20 protein-coding genes are annotated in these 17,841 nt (G+C 54.3%); 6 read left to right on the forward strand and 14 right to left on the reverse strand.

Features of this window, described 5'->3' with window-relative positions; translation table 11 throughout:
• Positions 1-53: 53 nt before the first annotated feature.
• The 3 genes from DFP98_RS33110 to uptA are packed head-to-tail and all read right to left on the reverse strand — an operon-like array spanning position 54 to position 1,907.
• Complete coding sequence (locus DFP98_RS33110; RefSeq protein ID WP_116064910.1) at positions 54-680, reverse strand: MBL fold metallo-hydrolase; 627 nt, start codon at positions 678-680, stop codon at positions 54-56.
• Positions 681-693: 13 nt separating this feature from the next.
• Entirely contained in the window at positions 694-1,260 is a 567-nt protein-coding gene (locus tag DFP98_RS33115; protein WP_116064911.1) for a thioredoxin family protein, read from the reverse strand.
• A 38-nt stretch (positions 1,261-1,298) separates the two neighbouring features.
• Positions 1,299-1,907 (reverse strand): undecaprenyl phosphate transporter UptA, encoded by a 609-nt coding sequence (uptA, locus tag DFP98_RS33120; protein ID WP_181918107.1) that lies wholly within the window; start codon positions 1,905-1,907, stop codon positions 1,299-1,301.
• 197 nt (positions 1,908-2,104) lie between these two features.
• Between uptA and DFP98_RS33125 the strand changes: the two genes are divergently transcribed.
• On the forward strand, positions 2,105-2,557 hold the full coding sequence (locus DFP98_RS33125; RefSeq protein ID WP_116064913.1) for a cupredoxin domain-containing protein: 453 nt from the start codon (positions 2,105-2,107) through the stop codon (positions 2,555-2,557).
• 77 nt (positions 2,558-2,634) lie between these two features.
• Here DFP98_RS33125 and DFP98_RS33130 read toward each other — a convergent pair whose 3' ends face one another.
• The 7 genes from DFP98_RS33130 to yyaC form a co-directional block, all read right to left on the reverse strand.
• Positions 2,635-3,000: a hypothetical protein gene (locus DFP98_RS33130; protein ID WP_116064914.1), complete on the reverse strand. Its 366-nt coding sequence runs from the start codon at positions 2,998-3,000 to the stop codon at positions 2,635-2,637.
• Between the two features lie 120 nt (positions 3,001-3,120).
• Positions 3,121-3,816: a PilZ domain-containing protein gene (locus DFP98_RS33135; RefSeq protein ID WP_116064915.1), complete on the reverse strand. Its 696-nt coding sequence runs from the start codon at positions 3,814-3,816 to the stop codon at positions 3,121-3,123.
• Positions 3,817-3,842: 26 nt separating this feature from the next.
• The gene (locus DFP98_RS33140; protein WP_246016977.1) at positions 3,843-5,498 is read right to left on the reverse strand and encodes a histidine kinase N-terminal 7TM domain-containing diguanylate cyclase; all 1,656 of its coding nucleotides are present in this window, start codon (positions 5,496-5,498) and stop codon (positions 3,843-3,845) included.
• A 164-nt stretch (positions 5,499-5,662) separates the two neighbouring features.
• The gene (locus tag DFP98_RS33145; RefSeq protein ID WP_116064965.1) at positions 5,663-6,865 is read right to left on the reverse strand and encodes a class I SAM-dependent methyltransferase; all 1,203 of its coding nucleotides are present in this window, start codon (positions 6,863-6,865) and stop codon (positions 5,663-5,665) included.
• The gene (locus DFP98_RS33150) at positions 6,862-7,518 is read right to left on the reverse strand and encodes a DUF6483 family protein (protein WP_116064916.1); all 657 of its coding nucleotides are present in this window, start codon (positions 7,516-7,518) and stop codon (positions 6,862-6,864) included. Before DFP98_RS33150 ends, DFP98_RS33145 begins: the two co-directional genes overlap by 4 nt.
• Before the next feature lie 2 nt (positions 7,519-7,520).
• Positions 7,521-8,324: an alpha/beta fold hydrolase gene (locus tag DFP98_RS33155; RefSeq protein WP_116064917.1), complete on the reverse strand. Its 804-nt coding sequence runs from the start codon at positions 8,322-8,324 to the stop codon at positions 7,521-7,523.
• Positions 8,317-8,898 (reverse strand): spore protease YyaC, encoded by a 582-nt coding sequence (yyaC, locus tag DFP98_RS33160; RefSeq protein ID WP_116064918.1) that lies wholly within the window; start codon positions 8,896-8,898, stop codon positions 8,317-8,319. Before yyaC ends, DFP98_RS33155 begins: the two co-directional genes overlap by 8 nt.
• 118 nt (positions 8,899-9,016) lie before the next feature.
• On the opposite strand from yyaC, the gene DFP98_RS33165 reads away from it, so the two are divergent.
• The 4 genes from DFP98_RS33165 to DFP98_RS33175 all read left to right on the forward strand — a co-directional run bounded on the left by DFP98_RS33165 (position 9,017) and on the right by DFP98_RS33175 (position 11,872).
• Positions 9,017-9,238, forward strand: coding sequence for a DUF1128 domain-containing protein (locus tag DFP98_RS33165; RefSeq protein WP_116064919.1), 222 nt, complete (start codon positions 9,017-9,019; stop codon positions 9,236-9,238).
• A 204-nt stretch (positions 9,239-9,442) separates the two neighbouring features.
• On the forward strand, positions 9,443-9,616 hold the full coding sequence (locus tag DFP98_RS39355; RefSeq protein WP_181918101.1) for a hypothetical protein: 174 nt from the start codon (positions 9,443-9,445) through the stop codon (positions 9,614-9,616).
• 32 nt (positions 9,617-9,648) lie between these two features.
• Positions 9,649-10,560 carry a LysR family transcriptional regulator gene (locus DFP98_RS33170; protein ID WP_116064920.1) on the forward strand — a complete coding sequence of 304 codons (912 nt, stop codon included), beginning with the start codon at positions 9,649-9,651 and terminating at the stop codon, positions 10,558-10,560.
• Between the two features lie 652 nt (positions 10,561-11,212).
• Positions 11,213-11,872, forward strand: a complete 660-nt coding sequence (locus DFP98_RS33175) for a transposase (protein WP_116064921.1) — start codon at positions 11,213-11,215, stop codon at positions 11,870-11,872.
• A gap of 70 nt (positions 11,873-11,942) precedes the next feature.
• Here the strand turns inward: DFP98_RS33175 and DFP98_RS33180 are convergent, their stop codons facing one another.
• Genes DFP98_RS33180 through DFP98_RS33190 form a run of 3 tightly spaced genes read right to left on the reverse strand, consistent with a single transcriptional unit; the run spans position 11,943 to position 15,728 of the window.
• On the reverse strand, positions 11,943-13,541 hold the full coding sequence (locus DFP98_RS33180) for a UDP-glucose--hexose-1-phosphate uridylyltransferase (RefSeq protein ID WP_116064922.1): 1,599 nt from the start codon (positions 13,539-13,541) through the stop codon (positions 11,943-11,945).
• A 15-nt stretch (positions 13,542-13,556) separates the two neighbouring features.
• On the reverse strand, positions 13,557-14,543 hold the full coding sequence (gene galE / locus DFP98_RS33185; protein WP_116064923.1) for a UDP-glucose 4-epimerase GalE: 987 nt from the start codon (positions 14,541-14,543) through the stop codon (positions 13,557-13,559).
• Positions 14,544-14,546: 3 nt separating this feature from the next.
• On the reverse strand, positions 14,547-15,728 hold the full coding sequence (locus tag DFP98_RS33190) for a galactokinase (RefSeq protein WP_116064966.1): 1,182 nt from the start codon (positions 15,726-15,728) through the stop codon (positions 14,547-14,549).
• 170 nt (positions 15,729-15,898) lie between these two features.
• On the opposite strand from DFP98_RS33190, the gene DFP98_RS33195 reads away from it, so the two are divergent.
• The gene (locus DFP98_RS33195) at positions 15,899-16,768 is read left to right on the forward strand and encodes an AraC family transcriptional regulator (RefSeq protein WP_116064924.1); all 870 of its coding nucleotides are present in this window, start codon (positions 15,899-15,901) and stop codon (positions 16,766-16,768) included.
• Between the two features lie 8 nt (positions 16,769-16,776).
• Here DFP98_RS33195 and DFP98_RS33200 read toward each other — a convergent pair whose 3' ends face one another.
• Positions 16,777-17,793 (reverse strand): asparaginase, encoded by a 1,017-nt coding sequence (locus tag DFP98_RS33200; RefSeq protein ID WP_220377207.1) that lies wholly within the window; start codon positions 17,791-17,793, stop codon positions 16,777-16,779.
• Between the last annotated feature and the right edge of the window lie 48 nt (positions 17,794-17,841).

Here is a 17,841-nt window from a genome sequence, read left to right on the forward strand (position 1 = left end):
TTGCTAGCCCTCTTGTAAAGCCCTTTTATAACAATTTCTAGAAGTCTCGATATTTACCTTACATAAGGGTTCTCTCGACGCTCTTCCCCGATTGTCGTCTCCGGGCCATGTCCCGGCAGGACAAGCGTATCGTCCGGCAGCGTATACAGCTTCTCCCTGATCGAACGGGATAGCTGCTCTTGATTGCCGCCGGGCAGATCGGTCCGTCCAACGGAGCGGCGGAACAGCGCGTCTCCCGCGAACAGCAGATCGCCGACGAGGAAGCCGACGCTGCCCGGCGAATGGCCCGGCGTATGCCTCACCTCGAAGGTCGTTCCGATCAGTTCGAGCTTCTGTCCGTCGGCCAGCTCGTGCTCGGCCGGCTCCGTTGCGATCGGCGGAGTGACGTCGGCCCAGCGCGCCGAGCCGTTCTTGCCCGCGTCGGTCAGCCAATCCCGCTCCGCGGGATGCAAGTAGACCGGACAGCCGTATTTTTTGCGCAGCTGGTCCACTCCGCCGATATGATCGAAATGAGCGTGCGTCAGCAAAATCGCCTCCACCTTCAGGCCGTCCAGCTTGCGCATCAGCGCTCCGTCCGCCGTGCCCGGGTCGATGATCAGCGCGCGGGTTCTATCTTCGTTAACGACTACATAGGCATTCGTCTGCAGCGCTCCAAGCGCGAATCTTTGAAAAGTCAGCATTGTACGGCGTTCCTCACACTCCGGACAGAATGTCGCGGATTTCCTCCAAAATGACTTTCTGATAGGCGTTGTCTTCCCCGTAACGGCGCCCGATTTCCTGTCTCGCCGCGTTAAGCTTCTCCTGATAATCCGGCGCTTCGCGATCGGTATTTTCCGTCTTAAACGCCGTCATCACTTCTTGCACGTATTTCGGACGGGCCCCCCATTTGCCGAGCAGATGGCCGCCGGTATCGATGAACAGCACGACCGGAATCGCGCGTCCGCCCATCGTCAAATGCTGGTCCATCAAATCGAGATTTTCCTCCATGATCAGCACTTCCGTCGGAATGCCCGCCTTCTCCATCGCTTTGAATACGACAGGCACGTTGCGCACGACGTCGCCGCACCAGTCCGCCGCTATGATCATGCAGCGCAGGTCGTCCCTGTTGTTCAGGGAATCGTAAAACTCCTCAAGCTCCGCCGTATGCCATTCAAACCGATTCAGCCAGGATTCGAACGTCTCCCGGTTTTTCGTCATTCCCTCGATAAACTGATTGGGCGACAATCCTTTATGTAACTTGCTGGCGATCAACTGACTCATTCGGCCCAACTCCTCTCTTATTCGGTAATGCTTTTATTTTAGATGCTTTTGCCTCTCTTACGCAAATACTGAACGAGGAAAAAGACCACAAGCAGCGCAATCGCGATCAAAATGACCGGCTGCACGTACGGAGCCGCTTTCTCGTCGATCTTCTCCCAGTTTTCGCCGAGCGAGGATCCCAGCCATACGAACAGAATCGACCACGGGATGGAAGCCAGCACCGTCAGCCAGGTGAACTTCCACAAATTCATGCGCGCCATCCCGGCCGGAATCGACACGACCTGACGCATAACCGGCACGAACCGGCCCGTGAATACGATCATCGGCCCGTATTTCTCGAACCATTTTTCCGCGAGATCGATATGCTTGGACTTCAGGTGCAAATATTTGCCGAACTTGTCCACGAACGGCCTTCCTCCGAACCGGCCGATCGCATAGAGCAGCCATTGCTGCAAAATAGCGCCGATCGTTCCGCAGATGACGGCAACCGGAAACGAAATGATGTCCTGATAGACCAGATAACCTGCATACCCCAATACGATTTCACTCGGAATAACTTCAATGGCCAACCCGATAATAATGCCCCAATACCCCAAGCTTTCGACCCAAGCCAGCAACTGCGACAACCACTCGTGCAGCGTATCCATCATCGTTCACTACCTGCTTTCTTCCCCATTGATAGAAACACCCGACCTCGCCTGATAGCCGTCTTCATTCTAGCACAGGCTCACGGCTTCCTTCCAGTTATACGGCGCTTCCGCAAAAACGTTGCAGGCTTGTCATGAGCGGACGGGCCTTCGCATAGACTTCCATAGGTGGACAAAGTTGAAGAGGAGAGAGCGGCATGAATAAAATCGTTATCCTTAACCGCAAGAAAATTCAGTTGTACGCCGTTATCGCGGCAGTCGTCATTCTGGCGGGCGCCTATATCGGCTGGCAGCAAACGAAGCCGGCTATGGCTCCTGCGGGCGCCGAAGCGGCCAAGCAGGTACTGCACATGACAACGGGGGAATTTACGGCTCAAGCGGACGGCAAAAAGCTGGAAACCTACCTGTTCTACCCCGGTACCGTCGTCGCCAAAAAAGGCGTCCCGGTCGAGCTGCGGATTTCCGGCATCAACGGTCAATCCCATCCGTTCGTGATCGAAGGCCTCGACATTAAAGGCAGCATCAGCAAAGGCAAAACGACCGTCGTCAGCTTTACCCCGAAGGAAGCCGGCATCTATTCCATCGTCTGCCAGACGCATGCAGATCCGCAGACCGGCGGACCGATGGTCGGCTATCTCGTTGTTCAATAATCTATCTTCCCTAAAAAAAGGTTGGGCGCCGAATTCGGCTTGCCCAACCTTTTCTCATGCTGCAATTCCGACGCCGATCATCCGATGATCGCAAACGTCTGCACGCCTGCCGGAATCGTGCGAGTGCGGAACAATACCCCGTTGTCGCTATATACGCGCAGCGTATACGCGACATTCGTCAGCGTGCGAATGCGGTTGAACCGCACTGCTCCGTACCGGTCGAAATCGTTCGTATCTACCAGCACGCTGCCGCGGTATATCCGGGCGAAAAAGCCCGTTGTGTCAAAGGGAACGCCGCTGCTTTGAACCCAAACCACCGTAAGCCGCGGAAACGTCTGACCGGTGTTTTTGCCGGACAGCTTTTGCTCGGGTACCTTTTTTGCCGATAGCACTTTGGAGCGCTTAGTATCCTTTAGCGGGGGCTGCGGATAGCGGATAGCCATTAGGATGATCCCCCTTTCTCGCCGTTTAGCTCCATTCTATGCAGGAGCGGCATTCGGCTGAACGGACATCCTCCCATCGGCTCGTCCATATTCGCAAAATTCCTCGAATATCCCGGCGTTCTATCGTTTCTTGCCCATACTGCGACGCACGTCCGCGTTTTTCTGAACCTGCTGGCGCAAAATAAGCGCGCGCAGAGGACGCAGCATCTCCGGCTCGAGAACGTGCATTTTGGCGCCGCAGTGCATCCGGTCCTCCTGCCGTTCGCGTCGTACGATCTCCAGCTCGCATTCGAAGGTAATTCCAATCTCGATCGTCGCCCTCAGTCTCGACCTCGTCGCAAAATGCGGCGCGTCGGGTCCCGAGAAGCTGATCCCGGCTACGCTGATGTCGTGAATGTTCAGACTTGCAGCGTCCTTGATTTCCCGCTCCTCGCCGGAATCGCTCAGAACGCCGACAATCAACGCGCTGCCTTCGATCTCGACCCGAGGATGCTCTCGTCTTTCTTTAAATCTCTTTTGCAGCTCGGGAGGCTGCAGAAGCGCGATCGCTCCCTCGTATTTGGCGAAAACGATCGAGGGGATCGTTTGAATTCCCGCAGGCGAGTATACGGTAAGCTTGACCGTTTCTCCCAGCTCGAACTGTTCGAACTCGGGAAGCTCGACCTCGAACAATTCTCCTTCCACATGGGTCATAACGCCTGTCGTCACAAAATTTTTGCCTTCTACGACGGTCCGGCAGTGCAGCAGCACATTTAAGGGAAGCAAATCTCTCTCCAGATCGGATAATGCGGCCCTGTTCTCTCCTGTTTGCTTCATCTCCGCCCAACCACCTTCCTGCCAGCTTAACGCGCCATAACGACGCGATTGCGTCCCTCGTCTTTCGCTTTATATAAAGCGGAGTCCGCGCTCGCGAACACTTCCCGCAAATATTCCTTCGGGTCGTTGAATTGCAAGTTCTCGCTGGATTCGGACAGCACGCCCATGCTGATCGTTACGCTTACTTTGTCCGGGCCCGACTGCACCTCATTCTCTCCGACGGCGAGCATGATCTTCTCCGCGAGCAGCTCCGCCTGCTCCCGGTTCGTATGCGGCAAGTATACCGTAAATTCCTCTCCTCCGTACCTGGCCAGAATGTCCGTTCTCCGCAGCAGGGAACGAACGGTTTCCGCCGTGCTTCGCAGCACTTCGTCACCGACAAGATGGCCAAACTTGTCGTTGATCTGCTTGAAGTGATCGATGTCGAACAGGAAAATGGAGAACGGAATCTGGTATCTCATATTCAGCAGCACTTCATGCTCAAGCTGCTGCATCAAGTATCTGCGGTTAAAGCAGCCGGTCAATCCGTCCGTGACGGCCATCTGCTCCAGCTTCTGATTGGCGCGGAACAACTCGTCCTGTATCGCGATCAATTCCAAATTACGCTCATGCAGCGCCTCGTTTTTACGGTTCATCTCCACGACCAGCTTACGAAGCTCCGAAACGTCATGGAAAGTAATGATTTTTCCCAGCAACGTCTTCCGGCTGTCCAGCACGGGCGAGATTTGAATCGAAACATGTCTTCCCGAAGAATCCTGAAGCGAGAATTCCATCTGCAGCTTCTCGTGAGGATGATAGTTATAGCGGTACAGAAATTCGTAGACCTCCCCTTGCACGTGCAGAGGAGCCAAAAACCTTTCCATTTCGAACATGTCGCCCTTCGTCACCTGCACAAGAGGGGCTGCAACGCGATTGACCTCCAGCACCTTGCCGTCCTCGTCTACGACGATGACACCGGTCGCCATATGCTCGAAAATATCCCGCTGCGCCATGCTCAAAATATCAAACATGCCGAAGCGATGTATCGCAATTACGAAACAGAGATCGGAGAGCAATATGCCGAGCGCGAGCAATCCCGGTACGACCGGCAACCACTCTGCCAACAAAACGTTGATAAATATATCCAACAGCCCGAGGCCCGTCAGCACAAACATGCCGATAAGAGCGGTCGCAAGCTGCTTGCGTTGATTAATGGACGTTACTGTCTTTAACGCATGAAACATGTTCAGTAGAGCAACGAAGAAGTAGGCGTATTGAATTAGCGTTAGCAGCCAGAACAGAGGACCGTACTGTCTAAGCGTGTAGCCTTCGGCTTCCGGAGCCAGAAACAGATGCTGCGGATTCCACATAGCGGCTAAAATACACAGCGCCGCGGGAGCGATGTACAACAGAATACGGCCGCTCTTCAGCGGGGCCGATCTGCCTGTGAGGAATAATACGAAGATTAGCCATCCCGGGCCAAGCATTCCCATAGCTACGAAGGACAAATTGACGAAAAACAGCTGGACGCTCGGGAAGTCCGTCAGCTTGACTGCGAACTGTCCGAGCGGCCATAGCATCATAATAAAGTGAAAAGCCAAATACACTTTATGCGTCGTCGTAATTCTATTGACAGCGATTACGCTGACGAATAAAAGAAATAGGATTAGAAAAAGGATCAAATCAATCCATTGGATTCCCAAGGCATTCACCTTTTCATTTAAGGAGCTTGAAAAAAAAATACGACAGACATGTTTGATTTTAACATATCGCCGCTTTTTCCGACAACCAAATATCCACCTAAAGACTTTATTTTATCTATTTTTCGGTTGTTTTCAAGGACTTTATTACTTATTTTTATGAGTCTTTAGTCTCTCTTGGCAATTTCTCTTTCCATGAATGGAGTAGCGGATAAAAAGTCGCGGAAACGCTCGTATTCGGCGCGAAGACGCTCCATATCGGGTTTTCCATGGTCTTTAACAGCGCGAATCAGCAGGTTTTTCGGCGTATGCTCCAGGTCGATGAATTCGAGCAGTTGCGCGCGATAACCGGCGAGTTCGAGCAGATTGGCCCGAATCGCGTCCGTCGCGAGCGCTGCGAATCGTTCTTTCAAAATTCCGTGCTTCAGCAGAGGCTGCAGCACCGGCTGGGAAATTTGCCGAAACAGCTCGTGCTGGCAACAAGGAACGGATAGAATAACGCTGGCGCCCCACTCGATCCCCTTGAGCAGCGCCGCGTCCGTAGCGGTATCGCAAGCATGCAGCGTAACGACCATATCGACGGACTTGCGCTCTCGGAAAGCCGAGATATCCCCCACAGCGAACGTCAAATCCTGCCAGCCTAGCTCGTAAGCCAGCTTCGCGCAAGCTTCGATGACATCCTTCTTCAGGTCCAGCCCGAAGATCCGCACAGGCAGCTTCAGCTTGATGGCCAAATAATGATAGAGAGCGAAGGTCAAATACGACTTTCCGCAACCGAAGTCCACGATATGCAGCGGCTTGTCCTTGGGCAGCTCCGGCGCGATATCGGCTACCATCTCGAGAAACCGGTTGATTTGCCGGAACTTGTCATACTTCGCTTTAAAAATTTTGCCTTCCGGCGTCATGACGCCCAAAGAAATCAGGAACGGGACCGGCTCGCCTTCGGGTAACACGTACCGCTTGTCCCGGTTGTGCTCTTGGGGAACCGCCTTCGCGCTCCCGCCCGCTTGATCCGGAGCTTTCGCTCTGACGACCAGCGTCAGCTCCCCTTTCTTGTTCGCCAGAGCCTGAACGTCGGCTTCCGTCGTTTGGATCAGCGCCTGTTTGTAGCTGTTCATCTCCGCCGCCAGTTTATCTGCAAGCTCGTTTGCGTCCACGTTTTCATGGAATGCCTTGTTGTCTGCAAACCGTTCGAACTGATAGCACAGCCCGCTTTTAAGCTTGACAGGCCTGACCGTCGCCTTGCGCGCAATCGTCCCGTCCTTGCGCCTTGGGGAGCTGAATACGGCCTGCAGCAGCTTTCCTTCGTCCGAGACGTCCTTTAACAGCGCAAGCCATTCCTTATGACCGACTTTCCCGTTCACCGTCATTTCTCCTTCATTAACGCCGACCATTGCCGTCGTCCTTCTTCCAGTTCTTCCCTCGTCAATTCTCCGGCTTTAAGAGCGCCATCATCGCAAGCGGCCATTCGCTCGTAGAATTCGTCGCCTTCCGCCTTCGTCACGGCTTGTTTGTCTGCAAGCTCGTAAAGCGTATTTTCCGCATCCGCCAGCCTGCCCTCGGCTTCATGCCATTGCCATATCGCTCTCATCGTTTCCGTATCCGGCTCGTAAGGCTCCAATGCCTTTTGCAGCTCCAGCACCCTGGCGCGGACATCCCAGCCTTCCACTTCCATGCCGTGGCGCAGCATGTACAGGCTTAACCGGAGCGCCTTCGCATATCTTGGTACGCTTTCGCCGGTTTCTCCCAGATCGTGCAGCAAATCCGCTTCCTGCTGCAGCAACGCCGCGACGACGGCGACCGATTCCGCGTTCGGGCTTCCCGTTACCGAGAGCATCGACAGCAGGTCTTCGTCGCTCAGTCCCATCGCCAGCCGCGAGCGCAGGCGCAGTTCTCGCCCGAGAAACTCATCGATCAGATCGAGAGCCTCCTTCTGCTTCTGCTGCTGTCTCAATCCCATTGCTTTTCCCAACACAAGACCCGCCTGCGTCAGCAAACGAATCAAATAATCCCTTTCAAACACGGTCAGCCCTCCCGATTTTGATCCAGGAACCGCCCGATGCACGCAGCCGTCGCCTGCGGATCCTCCATCATGCCCATGTGTCCGACGCCTTTCAACGTAACGGCCGTTACATTGTCGCCGGATACCGGAAATCTTTTGTCCGGAGGAATAACCTCGTCCGCTTCTCCTGCAAGCAGCAACACCGGCTGCTTCAGCCGCTCAAGAACGGACACGCGATCGGGTCTGGCCCTCATCCCGAGCGCGCAGCCTACGGCGCCTTCCGCCGACGTCTCATAGCCGATTTCCTTCGCCTTCCCAACCCATTCCGGCCTGCTATCCCGATGCTGAGGGGCAAACAGTTTCGGTACGAGGCCGTCGACGAACGGCGCCACTCCTTGCGAACGGATCGTTTCGACTGCCTTGAGCCGGTTTTCCTTCGCTTGTTCTCCATCCGGAAAAGCGGTCGAATGCACCAAGCCAAGCGCGTTCAAGCGCTCCGGGTACTTCTCGGCAAACGCCAACGCCGCATAGCCGCCCAGCGAATGTCCGAACAAGCTAATCTTCGCCACATTCAGCTCGTCCATCAAAGCTGCGACATCGTCGGCCAAGTTCTCCATCCCATAACGATCTTCCGCCCCGGCGGCTGCGGAGCTCCCATGTCCTCTCAAGTCGGGAGCGATTACTCGTCCGTATTCAGCGATATAAGGGAGCGTTTCCTCCCAGTAAAGGCGACTTCCGCAGAAGCCGTGAAGCAGGACGATCGGCTCCCCTACGCCCGCTTCCTCGTAAGCAACGACGATTCCGGTAGAAAGCTGTTTTCTATTCATAAGCGCCCATCCTTTCAGCGTTCGATTTAAAATACTGCGAAGCCTGTCTTGCCACTGCGCTTGCAATCGCATCGGCGATTTCTCCAGCCATTCGCATTACGCGGTACAACGACGTGGATTGTAACGTCCAGTACGGCTTCAGACTGTTCTCGTTCACGACACCGGCAATGCTATACGTCCCAATAGCGCCAAAACCCCCGTTCACCGAACGGGCCGGAACGAGCGGTCCGCGACTCGCTAGAAACAAACCCACGCTTTCCGCACGCCCCAGACAGGCGTCGATTGCGACAATGATCGCATCGTCCGGAAGCGTCTTGGCAAGTCGCGGCAGTGTATTCGCATCGCACGGGATTCTTAGCGTTCCCATGACTCCTGCAACGCCGCGTTCCTCTAACAGCGAGCCGACCAAAGGACCGAGACTGTCCCCCGTCGACCGATCCGTTCCGATGCACAAGTAGATGATTTCTTTTCCCTCATGATCGGAGACGATTCGGCTTACGAACGCCTGCAATCCGGCGGCATCGACGCGGTCAGCCTTATCCGGCTTGCAGTCGATCATGTGACCCTCTCCCATCCTCCGACATCCTTCTTTCAGGTTACCACTCCGGCAAGCGGAATTCCACCTCTGCACGTACTGTCCGTTCCTATGGTACAATATCAGCATCCCACTTACGCCAGAGAGGAAGAAACCGATGGATTTGAACCAACCGACGCAAGAAAATGTAGAATATATGATCGAAGCGATTAAAACAAAGCTGCGCATGGCCACTGGCTCCGCAATGCAGGCTTCCGGCTTCAACGTCGACAAATACGAAGACTTGAAAGACATCTACGACATGATTAATTCCAAAGAACGTTTCAGCATCAGCGAAGTCGAAGCGCTCGTATCCGAATTGGGTAAGCTTCGGGGATAGAATCCCAAGCATTCATACATCACAACAGGCGCGGACATCATCAGGTCCGTGCTTTTTGTGTTTCGCGATATCTGCATTTCTAGAAAATCCTCTTGATGGCGTTTCCATCGAAAAAAACGATCGTTGCTATGAAAAAATCTCACTAACTCGTTCTCCCTAAGCGCTGATATGATGATTATCAACAAAATTTGGGAGGCGATAAAGATGTTGCTTCACGAGTACACGGCATATAAAATATTGGAAAGCGATCGGCAACTGCTGGAACGGGATTTGGAGTATCATGCCAAAGCATTTGAGAACGATCCCCTTCCCCCCTCCAAAAAAACGTGGCTGCATTTACTAACGCTTCTGGTTGCAGGGCAATATTATTCGAAATAACAACACCGGTTTGCGAAGGAGCGTTGATATGCGTGGATTTAAATTATATGAAATCTTTTATGGAAGTCGCACGCTGTCAAAGCTTCACCAAAGCGGCGGAAAACCTCGGCTACGTACAATCCAGCATAACCGCGCAAATTCAGAAGCTGGAGCATGAATACGGCGTCATTCTGTTTGAAAGGTACGGCCGATCCATGCGGCTCACTTCGGCCGGCGAACAGTTGCGGGAAACATTTGCGCACATTTTGCAGCTGTACGACGACTCGAAACGGACAATTGCCAGACAAGCGAAGGGGATTCTCGAGATCGGCACGATTGAGTCTTTGATGGCATTCCTGCTTCCCCCTCTTTTCCATCGTTTTCTGCAAAGCTACCCCGGGATCAACCTGCAGGTGAACGAGCTTAAAGAACCCTCAATTCTACAAGCCGTTCGTACCGGCCAATTGGATATCGGCATTCTAATGGATCTGCCGATCAACGACGAGGATATGGAATCAGTCATTGTCCGGCAAGAGCCCCTTGTCCTCGTCGCCCATCCCGAACATCCTTTGAACGCCCTAAAGCATGTCAGCGTCTCGGATCTGAACGGACAATACCTGATCGTAACCGAGCAGGGCTGCACTTACCGAGCGGCTTTGGAACGTTTGCTGGGCCAACACGGGATCAACTATCAAATCCTTCACGAATTCGGCAACCTTGAAGCAATTAAACAGTGCGTGAGCTACGGTCTCGGGATCGCGCTCGTCCCCCGGATCACCGTCACCCGCGAACTGTCCGAGCGCAAGCTGGTCACTCTCCCCTTTGCACACGCGGATATCACTTTTTACACGCAAATCGTTCACCACAAGAAAAAATGGCTCAGTCCCGCCATCCGCCATCTGATCGACCTGCTTGAAGGAAAGTGCGACGAAGCCCTTCCTTCCGTTGATACCCACATTTCATAAACCGCATTCCGGGCGAGTCGGCTAGTTGGTGCGCCAACCGCATCCGCTCTCCGACATCCCGACTCTCTCGGACTGCCCCTTCTGTCACTGTCCCCTCTCTGTCTCTGTCCCTAGCCTCCTATCGCTAATTCCCTCGTTTTTCTGCAATCTCATCTCTGACTCAGATTTTTCCATATAATCCCTAACAAACTTCGACTTATCTCATTTTCTCCCTCCCTGAGTCATCTGCAGAACCCTCCGGTCGCCTGTTCATATTAAATCGTTGAATGGTTCCTTCTAACACTAACTTTCAATTTTTCTTAATCCGAAACTCAATCCTCTATTAATTTCTATCAATCTTGATCGCCTCTATCCCTCTATCCCTCTATCTCTCTATCTCTCTGCCCTCTATCCCTCTGCCCTCTATCCCTCTATCCCTCTATCCCCCTATCTCCCTCATTACCCCCTCATTCACACCTCTTATCAGCCTTCTATCTGCCATTCGCTCAGGTAAGCCAAAACTGAGATAAGAATACCTCCAGGGTATGGAAAAATAATGAAAAATCCCAATTTTAATAAAAAAAACCCTTTAAATAAGAACATATGTTTGGTAAAATGGAAACAGGAACGAGAGTTCGATGAAAAATAGACTGCGGTATTAGGAGGGGGCTACATGGCGTCTATTCGCAAGTTTATGTCTCTTTTTCCGGACGAGCAGTCCTGTCGCGATTACTTGTTTACGATCCGTTGGCCGCGTGGTTTTATTTGTACCAAGTGCGGAGATATGCGGTACTGCTTGATTAAAACGCGGAATGTGTATGAATGCGCCAACTGCAAGACGCAAACCTCGATTACGTCCAACACGTTGATGCACCGAACGAAATTGCCACTGCGATACTGGATGGTGGCTCTTTATTGGGTCGCTTCAGGCCATCGCTGCTCGGCGCGCAAGCTGGCTCAGACTCTTTGTATCCAGCAGCGTACGGCCGAAAGATTGCTTCGCAAAATCCGGCTTGCCATGCATAAGTCGGAGATAACCCCCATGCTGGACTTCTGGAACCGCGAGAAACGCTCGGCCCAACAGCCTATCGTACGACGAGCCATGCTCATGATGTACAAGAAGGCTCGCTCCTTCATTCGAAAATATTACGGCAAGCGCGTATCCAACTGGAATCGGCTTTATTACTATTATGAGTTTCGCTTCCGGAACAACAATTCGCATCACTTCATCGAGGCCCTTTCAAGGCTGATTCTTGCCTCCTGCACGACAATTTACACCTTAAATGAATATGGGATGCTTCGTGAGCGAAAGAATACAGCAGCCGCATCATAAAAAAACGGCCGAACAGAGATTTCTCTCTATCCAGCCGTTACATATATAAAGCTTTGTTTTGCCGTGCCGGTTATGCCGTCACAAACTTTTCCAGGAATCGTCCGAAGGCGGTACGGCCATCCTCGTCCGTCTTATACACGCCTGCGTCGCGAAGCACTGCATAGAACTTGTCGCCAACTTCTGCCTGCAGAAGAAGCTTCACGGCTTCTTCCGAGCCGTCCGTTCCGTACAGGTCGACCAATTCCGCGATCCATGCAGCATGCTTGTTTAGAGGGTGGCTAGCGACACCAAGCCCCGCTTGGTCGTAAGACGTCTTGCCCGTCATAATGTCAGAAATCAAGCCGAGCTCATCTTGCAGACGACCTGGGAGCACCGCCAGACCCATCACTTCGATCAGACCGATATTTTCTTTTTTGATATGATGAAGCTCCTTGTGCGGGTGGAAAATACCGTCGGGATGCTTTTCGCTTGTACGATTGTTGCGGAGCACGAGATCGAGCTCATATGCGCCGTTATCCTTAAAGCGGGCGATCGGAGTGATCGTATTATGCTCGACACGCGCGCCGTCCTTGTCGCTGAACGCGAAAATGTCCGCAGCCGGATCGCTATAACCGCGCCACTCGGCAAGGATCACCGAAGCGGCGTCCAGCAGCGCTTGGCGATTGCTCGATTGCAAGCGCAGAACGGACATGGGCCATTGTACGATTCCGAGAGAAACATCCGGATACTGGCCGTGCGAACGCCATTCCGTCACAGGCGCCGTCTCCATCGGAAAAACGTGTCTCCCCGCTTGGAAATGATCGTGATTCAAAATCGAGCCGCCCACGATCGGCAAGTCGGCATTGGAGCCGATAAAATAGTGCGGGAACTGCTCTACGAAATCCAACAAGCGGGCGAAAGTCGCCGCCGAAATTTTCATCGGAACGTGCTCGCCACGGAATACGATGCTGTGCTCGTTATAGTACACGTAAGGCGAGTATTGGAAAAACCAATCTTCTCCCAGCAGAGTCACGGGAAGAACGCGCAAATTTTGCCGTGCCGGATGGTCCGGACGTCCCGCGTATCCGACGTTCTCTTTGCAGAGCAAGCATTTCGGATAATGGGATTGCGGCAATGATTTGAGCAGCGCGATCTCTCGTGGGTCCTTCTCCGGCTTGGAGAGGTTGACCGTAATTTCGAGTTCGCCGTCCGGGGTGCGATGCTTCCAATAGCCGTTCTTCTTGATCCGATCCATGCGAATGTAGTTAGAGTCGATGTTGAACTTGTAGAACCAGTCGGTCGCCCCGGCTATGCCGGCCTCTGCCGTCCGCTCGCGAAAGCGTCGATTCGTCTCCGAAGGCCGCGGCATCAAAAGCCCCATGATCCGGGCGTCGAATAAATCCTTATATGTGAGCGTATCGTCGGGCACAAGACCGAGAACCGCGGCTGCATCAAGCAAAGGCTCCAGTAGAGGTACCGGGCTGTCGGGCAGTTCTTCCGCAAGCGGTCGGGCACCTGCACCTGCCGCCGGCTCCTTCACGCTGAACAAATCCAGCAGTCGGTTGCGAGCGTCGTCGGCGTCAAGCGAGTCGATCAGCCCTTGATGAAGCGCGAACGCAATCAGCCGCTCGATGGCCTCCGCCAAATTCTGCCCGGAGAATGCTTCAGGGGTCGATGTAGATTCATTCATGCGATAAGCCTCCCCTTACTTCTTGTAGCCGTTCGGATTTGCGCGGTGCCATTCCCATGCGCTCTTGACGATAGCTTCCAGTTTATCGCGCTTCGGCGCCCAGCCCAGTTCCTTGCGCGCCCGCTCCGACGAGGCGATCAGCACCGCGGGGTCACCTGCTCTACGCGCTTCGATTTTCGCCGGAATCGGATGGCCGGTCACTTCGCGCGAAACGTCGATTACCTGCTTAACCGAGTAGCCGTTGCCGCTGCCCAGGTTGTAGATCGCGCTGTCTCCGCGCTGACGGAGCCGTTCCAGCGCCAAAATATGGGCGTCGGCCAGATCGCTAACATGAATATAGTCGCGAATGCAGGTGCCGTCTTCCGTTGCATAGTCGTCGCCGAACACAGAGATGAACTCCCGCTGCCCCAGCGCGACTTGAAGCACGAGCGGTACCAGATGCGATTCCGGACTGTGGTCTTCGCCGATTTTGCCCGACTCGTGCGCGCCCGCCGCATTGAAATAGCGCAAGGATACGAACTTGATGCCGTGGGCGACGTCGAACCAACGGATCATCTTCTCCATCGACAGCTTCGTTTCGCCATAAGCGTTCGTCGGCACGGTCCGGTCATACTCGTCGATCGGCACGCGTTCAGGTTCTCCGTACGTGGCTGCAGTCGAAGAGAACACGATGCGCGAGACGCCGGCCTTCTGCATTTGCTCAAGCAGGCACAGCGTACCGTACACGTTGTTGTGATAATACTTGCCCGGGTCCTTCATGCTCTCGCCGACAAGGGAGTTCGCCGCGAAATGGATGACGCCGTCGATGTCGTTTTCTTCAAATACCTTAGCAAGGAAATCTCCGTCGCGCAGGTCACCCTCATAAAACTTGCCGCCTAATACCGCGTCCCGGTGACCTTGATACAAATTGTCGACGATGACAACCTGCTCCCCTTTTTCCAGCAATGCCGCAACTGCATGCGAGCCGATGTAGCCCGCTCCGCCTGTAACCAATACCGCCATCGTTTACGCCTCCCCCTTCAACTCTCCGACTCCATCGCCGATATCGCATACGTAAAATGCCGGTTTAAGCCCTGTCGCGGACTCATATTTGTCGCCTACCTCGGCTATAAAGCGCTCGACCGAATCCTGATGCACGAGCGATACCGTACATCCGCCGAAGCCGGCTCCCGTCATGCGCGAGCCAAGCACGCCCGGCACTTCGCGCGCCGCGGCTACCATTGCGTCAAGCTCGTCTCCCGTCACCTCGTACAGGTCGCGCAGCGAATCGTGCGAGGCGTTCATCAGTTGGCCGAAGGCTGCCAAATCGTCCTTATTCAACACTTCGATGGAACGACCGACGCGATCGATCTCCTCAACAACGTGACGCGCGCGGCGACGTACCGTCTCGTCCGCGATCAGATGAGCGTTATCCTCAAATTGCTGCAGCGTTAGCTGGCCGAGCAGCGTCAGCTCCGGGAAAGCTGCGCGGAGCTCGCTAACCGCCTGTTCGCATTGCGCGCGGCGTTCATTGTATTTGGAATCTACAAGCCCGCGACGTTTGTTCGTATTGCCGATGACCAGCTTGTAATCTCCGGAGCGGAAAGGCACCAGCTCATATTTAAGCGTATCGCAGTCAAGATGAATGGCATGGTCCTTGCGTCCGTTGGCTACCGCGAATTGATCCATGATGCCGCATTTGACGCCGATAAATTCGTTCTCCGCATGCTGCGACCAAAGTGCGATCTGTACTGTATCCGTCGGCTTGCCTTCCAAAGTCAGCAAAGCGTACGCCGTTACAACCTCGATGGAAGCGGAGGAGGATAGTCCAGATCCGTTCGGAATCTCGCCATGATACATAAAGTTATATCCGCGGCTCAACTCGATCCCCCGCTGCTTCAGCTCCCATACGACGCCCTTCGGATAATTCGCCCAGTCGTCTTCTGCATTAAACGCGATCCCATCCAGCGGAATCTCTTTCTCCGCCGGGAAGTTCGTTGACGCGAAACCAAGCTTGCGATCTTCACGCGGAGCGATCAACAACGTCGTGCCGAATGTCAGTGCAGCCGGAAATACCGCTCCTCCGTTGTAGTCCGTGTGCTCGCCGATCAGGTTGACCCGCCCGGGCGCCTGAAATGCGGATATGACCGCCGCGTCTCCTCCGAATTGCTCTACAAAACGCTGTTTCAACTCCGTTAGCTGTACCATCAGGAATTCCATCTCTCCTCCGAATAGTTCTTCGTTTGATCCTATTATAGCGATAATCGGAGAGAATTCGAAATGGCGTGAAGTGCTTTTGATATGGAGAAATGTGACTTTTGTAAAATCGATTGCGAGGCTATCGTGGTATAATTAAAGATAACGAAGGAGGAGTTACGATGACCAAGCAAGCAACCTATCGCGTTGCATCCAATTCTTCCGGTTTTCGTAAGGGCGAGTTGAACGTGCTGTTCGCCGGAGAAAGCCAGACGAATTCTTTGCATCGCATCGGGCCGAAAGTCGTCGATTATTATTTGCTCCATCATGTGTTATCGGGGCGAGGGCTTTTTCGTATGGGAGATATCGAGCTGAACCTCGGGGAGGGCGACAGCTTTCTAATTTATCCCGGCACGTTGTTCCATTACGTGTCCGATGAAAATAATCCGTGGAAATATAGGTGGGTCGCCTTCTCCGGCTCGGCAGCGGCGGCTCTTGTTAAGGAAGCCGGGTTCGAACCGGAGCGGCCTTATACGCATACGGGTGGAGATAGTGCACCGGGAGAAAGATGCCGAGCGATCTTCGAAGCGTTCAGGGGGCGAAGCGGCTCCGCGGCGCTAGCGGCGTCGGGCCATTTTCATCTGCTGCTGGCGAGCCTCCGCGAAGCTTCGGAGGATTCCGCGCCGGAAGCGCCTCGTCCTGGCACGCATAGCGAGGAATTGGCACGCCAAGTGATCGGCTATTTGTCCACGCAGTACGCGGAGCCGATCACCATCGAAGGCATGGCCGAGACGCTAGGCTACAACAGAGCTTACTTATCCCGGATATTCAAGCAGCATGCAGGAATGTCTCCTGCGACCTTCCTAACGAAGCTGCGCGTCGATCATGGAAGAAGACTGCTGCGCGAGCGGCCCGAGCTTACCGTGGAACAGATCGCCTCGTCGGTAGGCTTTCAGGATGCGCTTTATTTCTCCAAACAGTTTCGCAGATGGTATGCGCAGTCGCCGACGGAGTATCGGACCGCCGTCGACGACTCGCTGAAGACGAAATAAACGATTCGCTACAATTGAAATGCAGCTTTCCAGCTCCCTGCGATTTCCTTCGCATCGTTGAGAAATTCGTCTGAAAACATCCTGTCCAGCTTATCCATCGTCTCGCTCGAAGCGCCTCCGATCTGCTTGAGGATCGCTTTGACGATGTACGGCCACGCGACTTCCGTGCCGTCTGTTACCGCGAGCGACACGCCGATACGCTCTCGCCGCAACCCAAACGTAAAAACGCCGTGCGCTCCGCTCTTGGCGACGATATTCGAGTCTTCGAGCAACAGGCTCGCCAGACGGCCCGGCCCCTCCACGAGCTCGGGATAGGCGTTCATCGCCGCTGCCATCCGGCCCGCCGCTTCGCCTGCCGCACGATCCGGGGCATGCTCCGGAGTCGCAAGACGGCCGTAAGCCAAGGCAAGCGATCGCAAGGGCATCGCTGCGACCGGAAAGCCGCAGCCGTCCTTGCCGACCGTCACCTGTTCTTCGTCCGCTTCCGCCCATTGCCGGATGCGACGAACGATTCCCTGCTGCGCGGGATGGTCCGGGCGAATGTAGCCATCAAGCGGCCAGCCTTTCAGCTTGCTCCACGCCAGTACGCCCAGATGCTTGCCTGCGCAGGTATGCAGCAGCTTGCGCGGTTTGCCACCAGCGGCGACATATTCGTCTCTCTGTCGACGGCCGACCGGAAGCGTAGGCTGAATGGCGAGCAATTCCTCGTCCAATCCCGTCCGTTGCAGAATATCCTCCAGAACCTCCAACTGCGCCCGGCTTCCTCGATGCGACGCAGCCAGCAGCGCCAAATGGCGCTGCTCCAAACCGTACGCTTCGGCAGTTCCGTCGAGCAGCGATGCAATTGCCTGAATCGGCTTGGCTGTCGAACGCACATAAGAGAGCGCATCCGCATCTCCGCATGCATGAAGCAGCCGGCCGTTCTCCGCGGACACGACGGCGATCCGCCCCCTATGCACATTTTCCGTTCGTCCGCCTCGGTTCATATATAGGAGAGGAACATCCTCAATCCGATCTCCGCACATTTGGCTCGCTTCCTTTCCGGGTTTCCAATTCCCATAGCATAGGGAATC

Source organism: Cohnella phaseoli, assembly GCF_003386235.1.
Lineage (GTDB): Bacteria > Bacillota > Bacilli > Paenibacillales > Paenibacillaceae > Cohnella > Cohnella phaseoli.

Excerpts from the sequence above, each read along its gene's own strand:
- DFP98_RS33110 (WP_116064910.1), bottom strand. The coding sequence starts at position 680 with ATGCTGACTTTTCAAAGATTCGCGCTTGGAGCGCTGCAGACGAATGCC.
- DFP98_RS33115 (WP_116064911.1), bottom strand. The coding sequence starts at position 1,260 with ATGAGTCAGTTGATCGCCAGCAAGTTACATAAAGGATTGTCGCCCAAT.
- uptA (WP_181918107.1), bottom strand. The coding sequence starts at position 1,907 with ATGGATACGCTGCACGAGTGGTTGTCGCAGTTGCTGGCTTGGGTCGAA.
- DFP98_RS33125 (WP_116064913.1), top strand. The coding sequence starts at position 2,105 with ATGAATAAAATCGTTATCCTTAACCGCAAGAAAATTCAGTTGTACGCC.
- DFP98_RS33130 (WP_116064914.1), bottom strand. The coding sequence starts at position 3,000 with ATGGCTATCCGCTATCCGCAGCCCCCGCTAAAGGATACTAAGCGCTCC.
- DFP98_RS33135 (WP_116064915.1), bottom strand. The coding sequence starts at position 3,816 with ATGAAGCAAACAGGAGAGAACAGGGCCGCATTATCCGATCTGGAGAGA.
- DFP98_RS33145 (WP_116064965.1), bottom strand. The coding sequence starts at position 6,865 with ATGACGGTGAACGGGAAAGTCGGTCATAAGGAATGGCTTGCGCTGTTA.
- DFP98_RS33155 (WP_116064917.1), bottom strand. The coding sequence starts at position 8,324 with ATGAATAGAAAACAGCTTTCTACCGGAATCGTCGTTGCTTACGAGGAA.
- yyaC (WP_116064918.1), bottom strand. The coding sequence starts at position 8,898 with ATGGGAGAGGGTCACATGATCGACTGCAAGCCGGATAAGGCTGACCGC.
- DFP98_RS33165 (WP_116064919.1), top strand. The coding sequence starts at position 9,017 with ATGGATTTGAACCAACCGACGCAAGAAAATGTAGAATATATGATCGAA.
- DFP98_RS39355 (WP_181918101.1), top strand. The coding sequence starts at position 9,443 with ATGTTGCTTCACGAGTACACGGCATATAAAATATTGGAAAGCGATCGG.
- DFP98_RS33175 (WP_116064921.1), top strand. The coding sequence starts at position 11,213 with ATGGCGTCTATTCGCAAGTTTATGTCTCTTTTTCCGGACGAGCAGTCC.
- DFP98_RS33180 (WP_116064922.1), bottom strand. The coding sequence starts at position 13,541 with ATGAATGAATCTACATCGACCCCTGAAGCATTCTCCGGGCAGAATTTG.
- galE (WP_116064923.1), bottom strand. The coding sequence starts at position 14,543 with ATGGCGGTATTGGTTACAGGCGGAGCGGGCTACATCGGCTCGCATGCA.
- DFP98_RS33190 (WP_116064966.1), bottom strand. The coding sequence starts at position 15,728 with ATGGTACAGCTAACGGAGTTGAAACAGCGTTTTGTAGAGCAATTCGGA.
- DFP98_RS33195 (WP_116064924.1), top strand. The coding sequence starts at position 15,899 with ATGACCAAGCAAGCAACCTATCGCGTTGCATCCAATTCTTCCGGTTTT.
- DFP98_RS33200 (WP_220377207.1), bottom strand. The coding sequence starts at position 17,793 with ATGTGCGGAGATCGGATTGAGGATGTTCCTCTCCTATATATGAACCGA.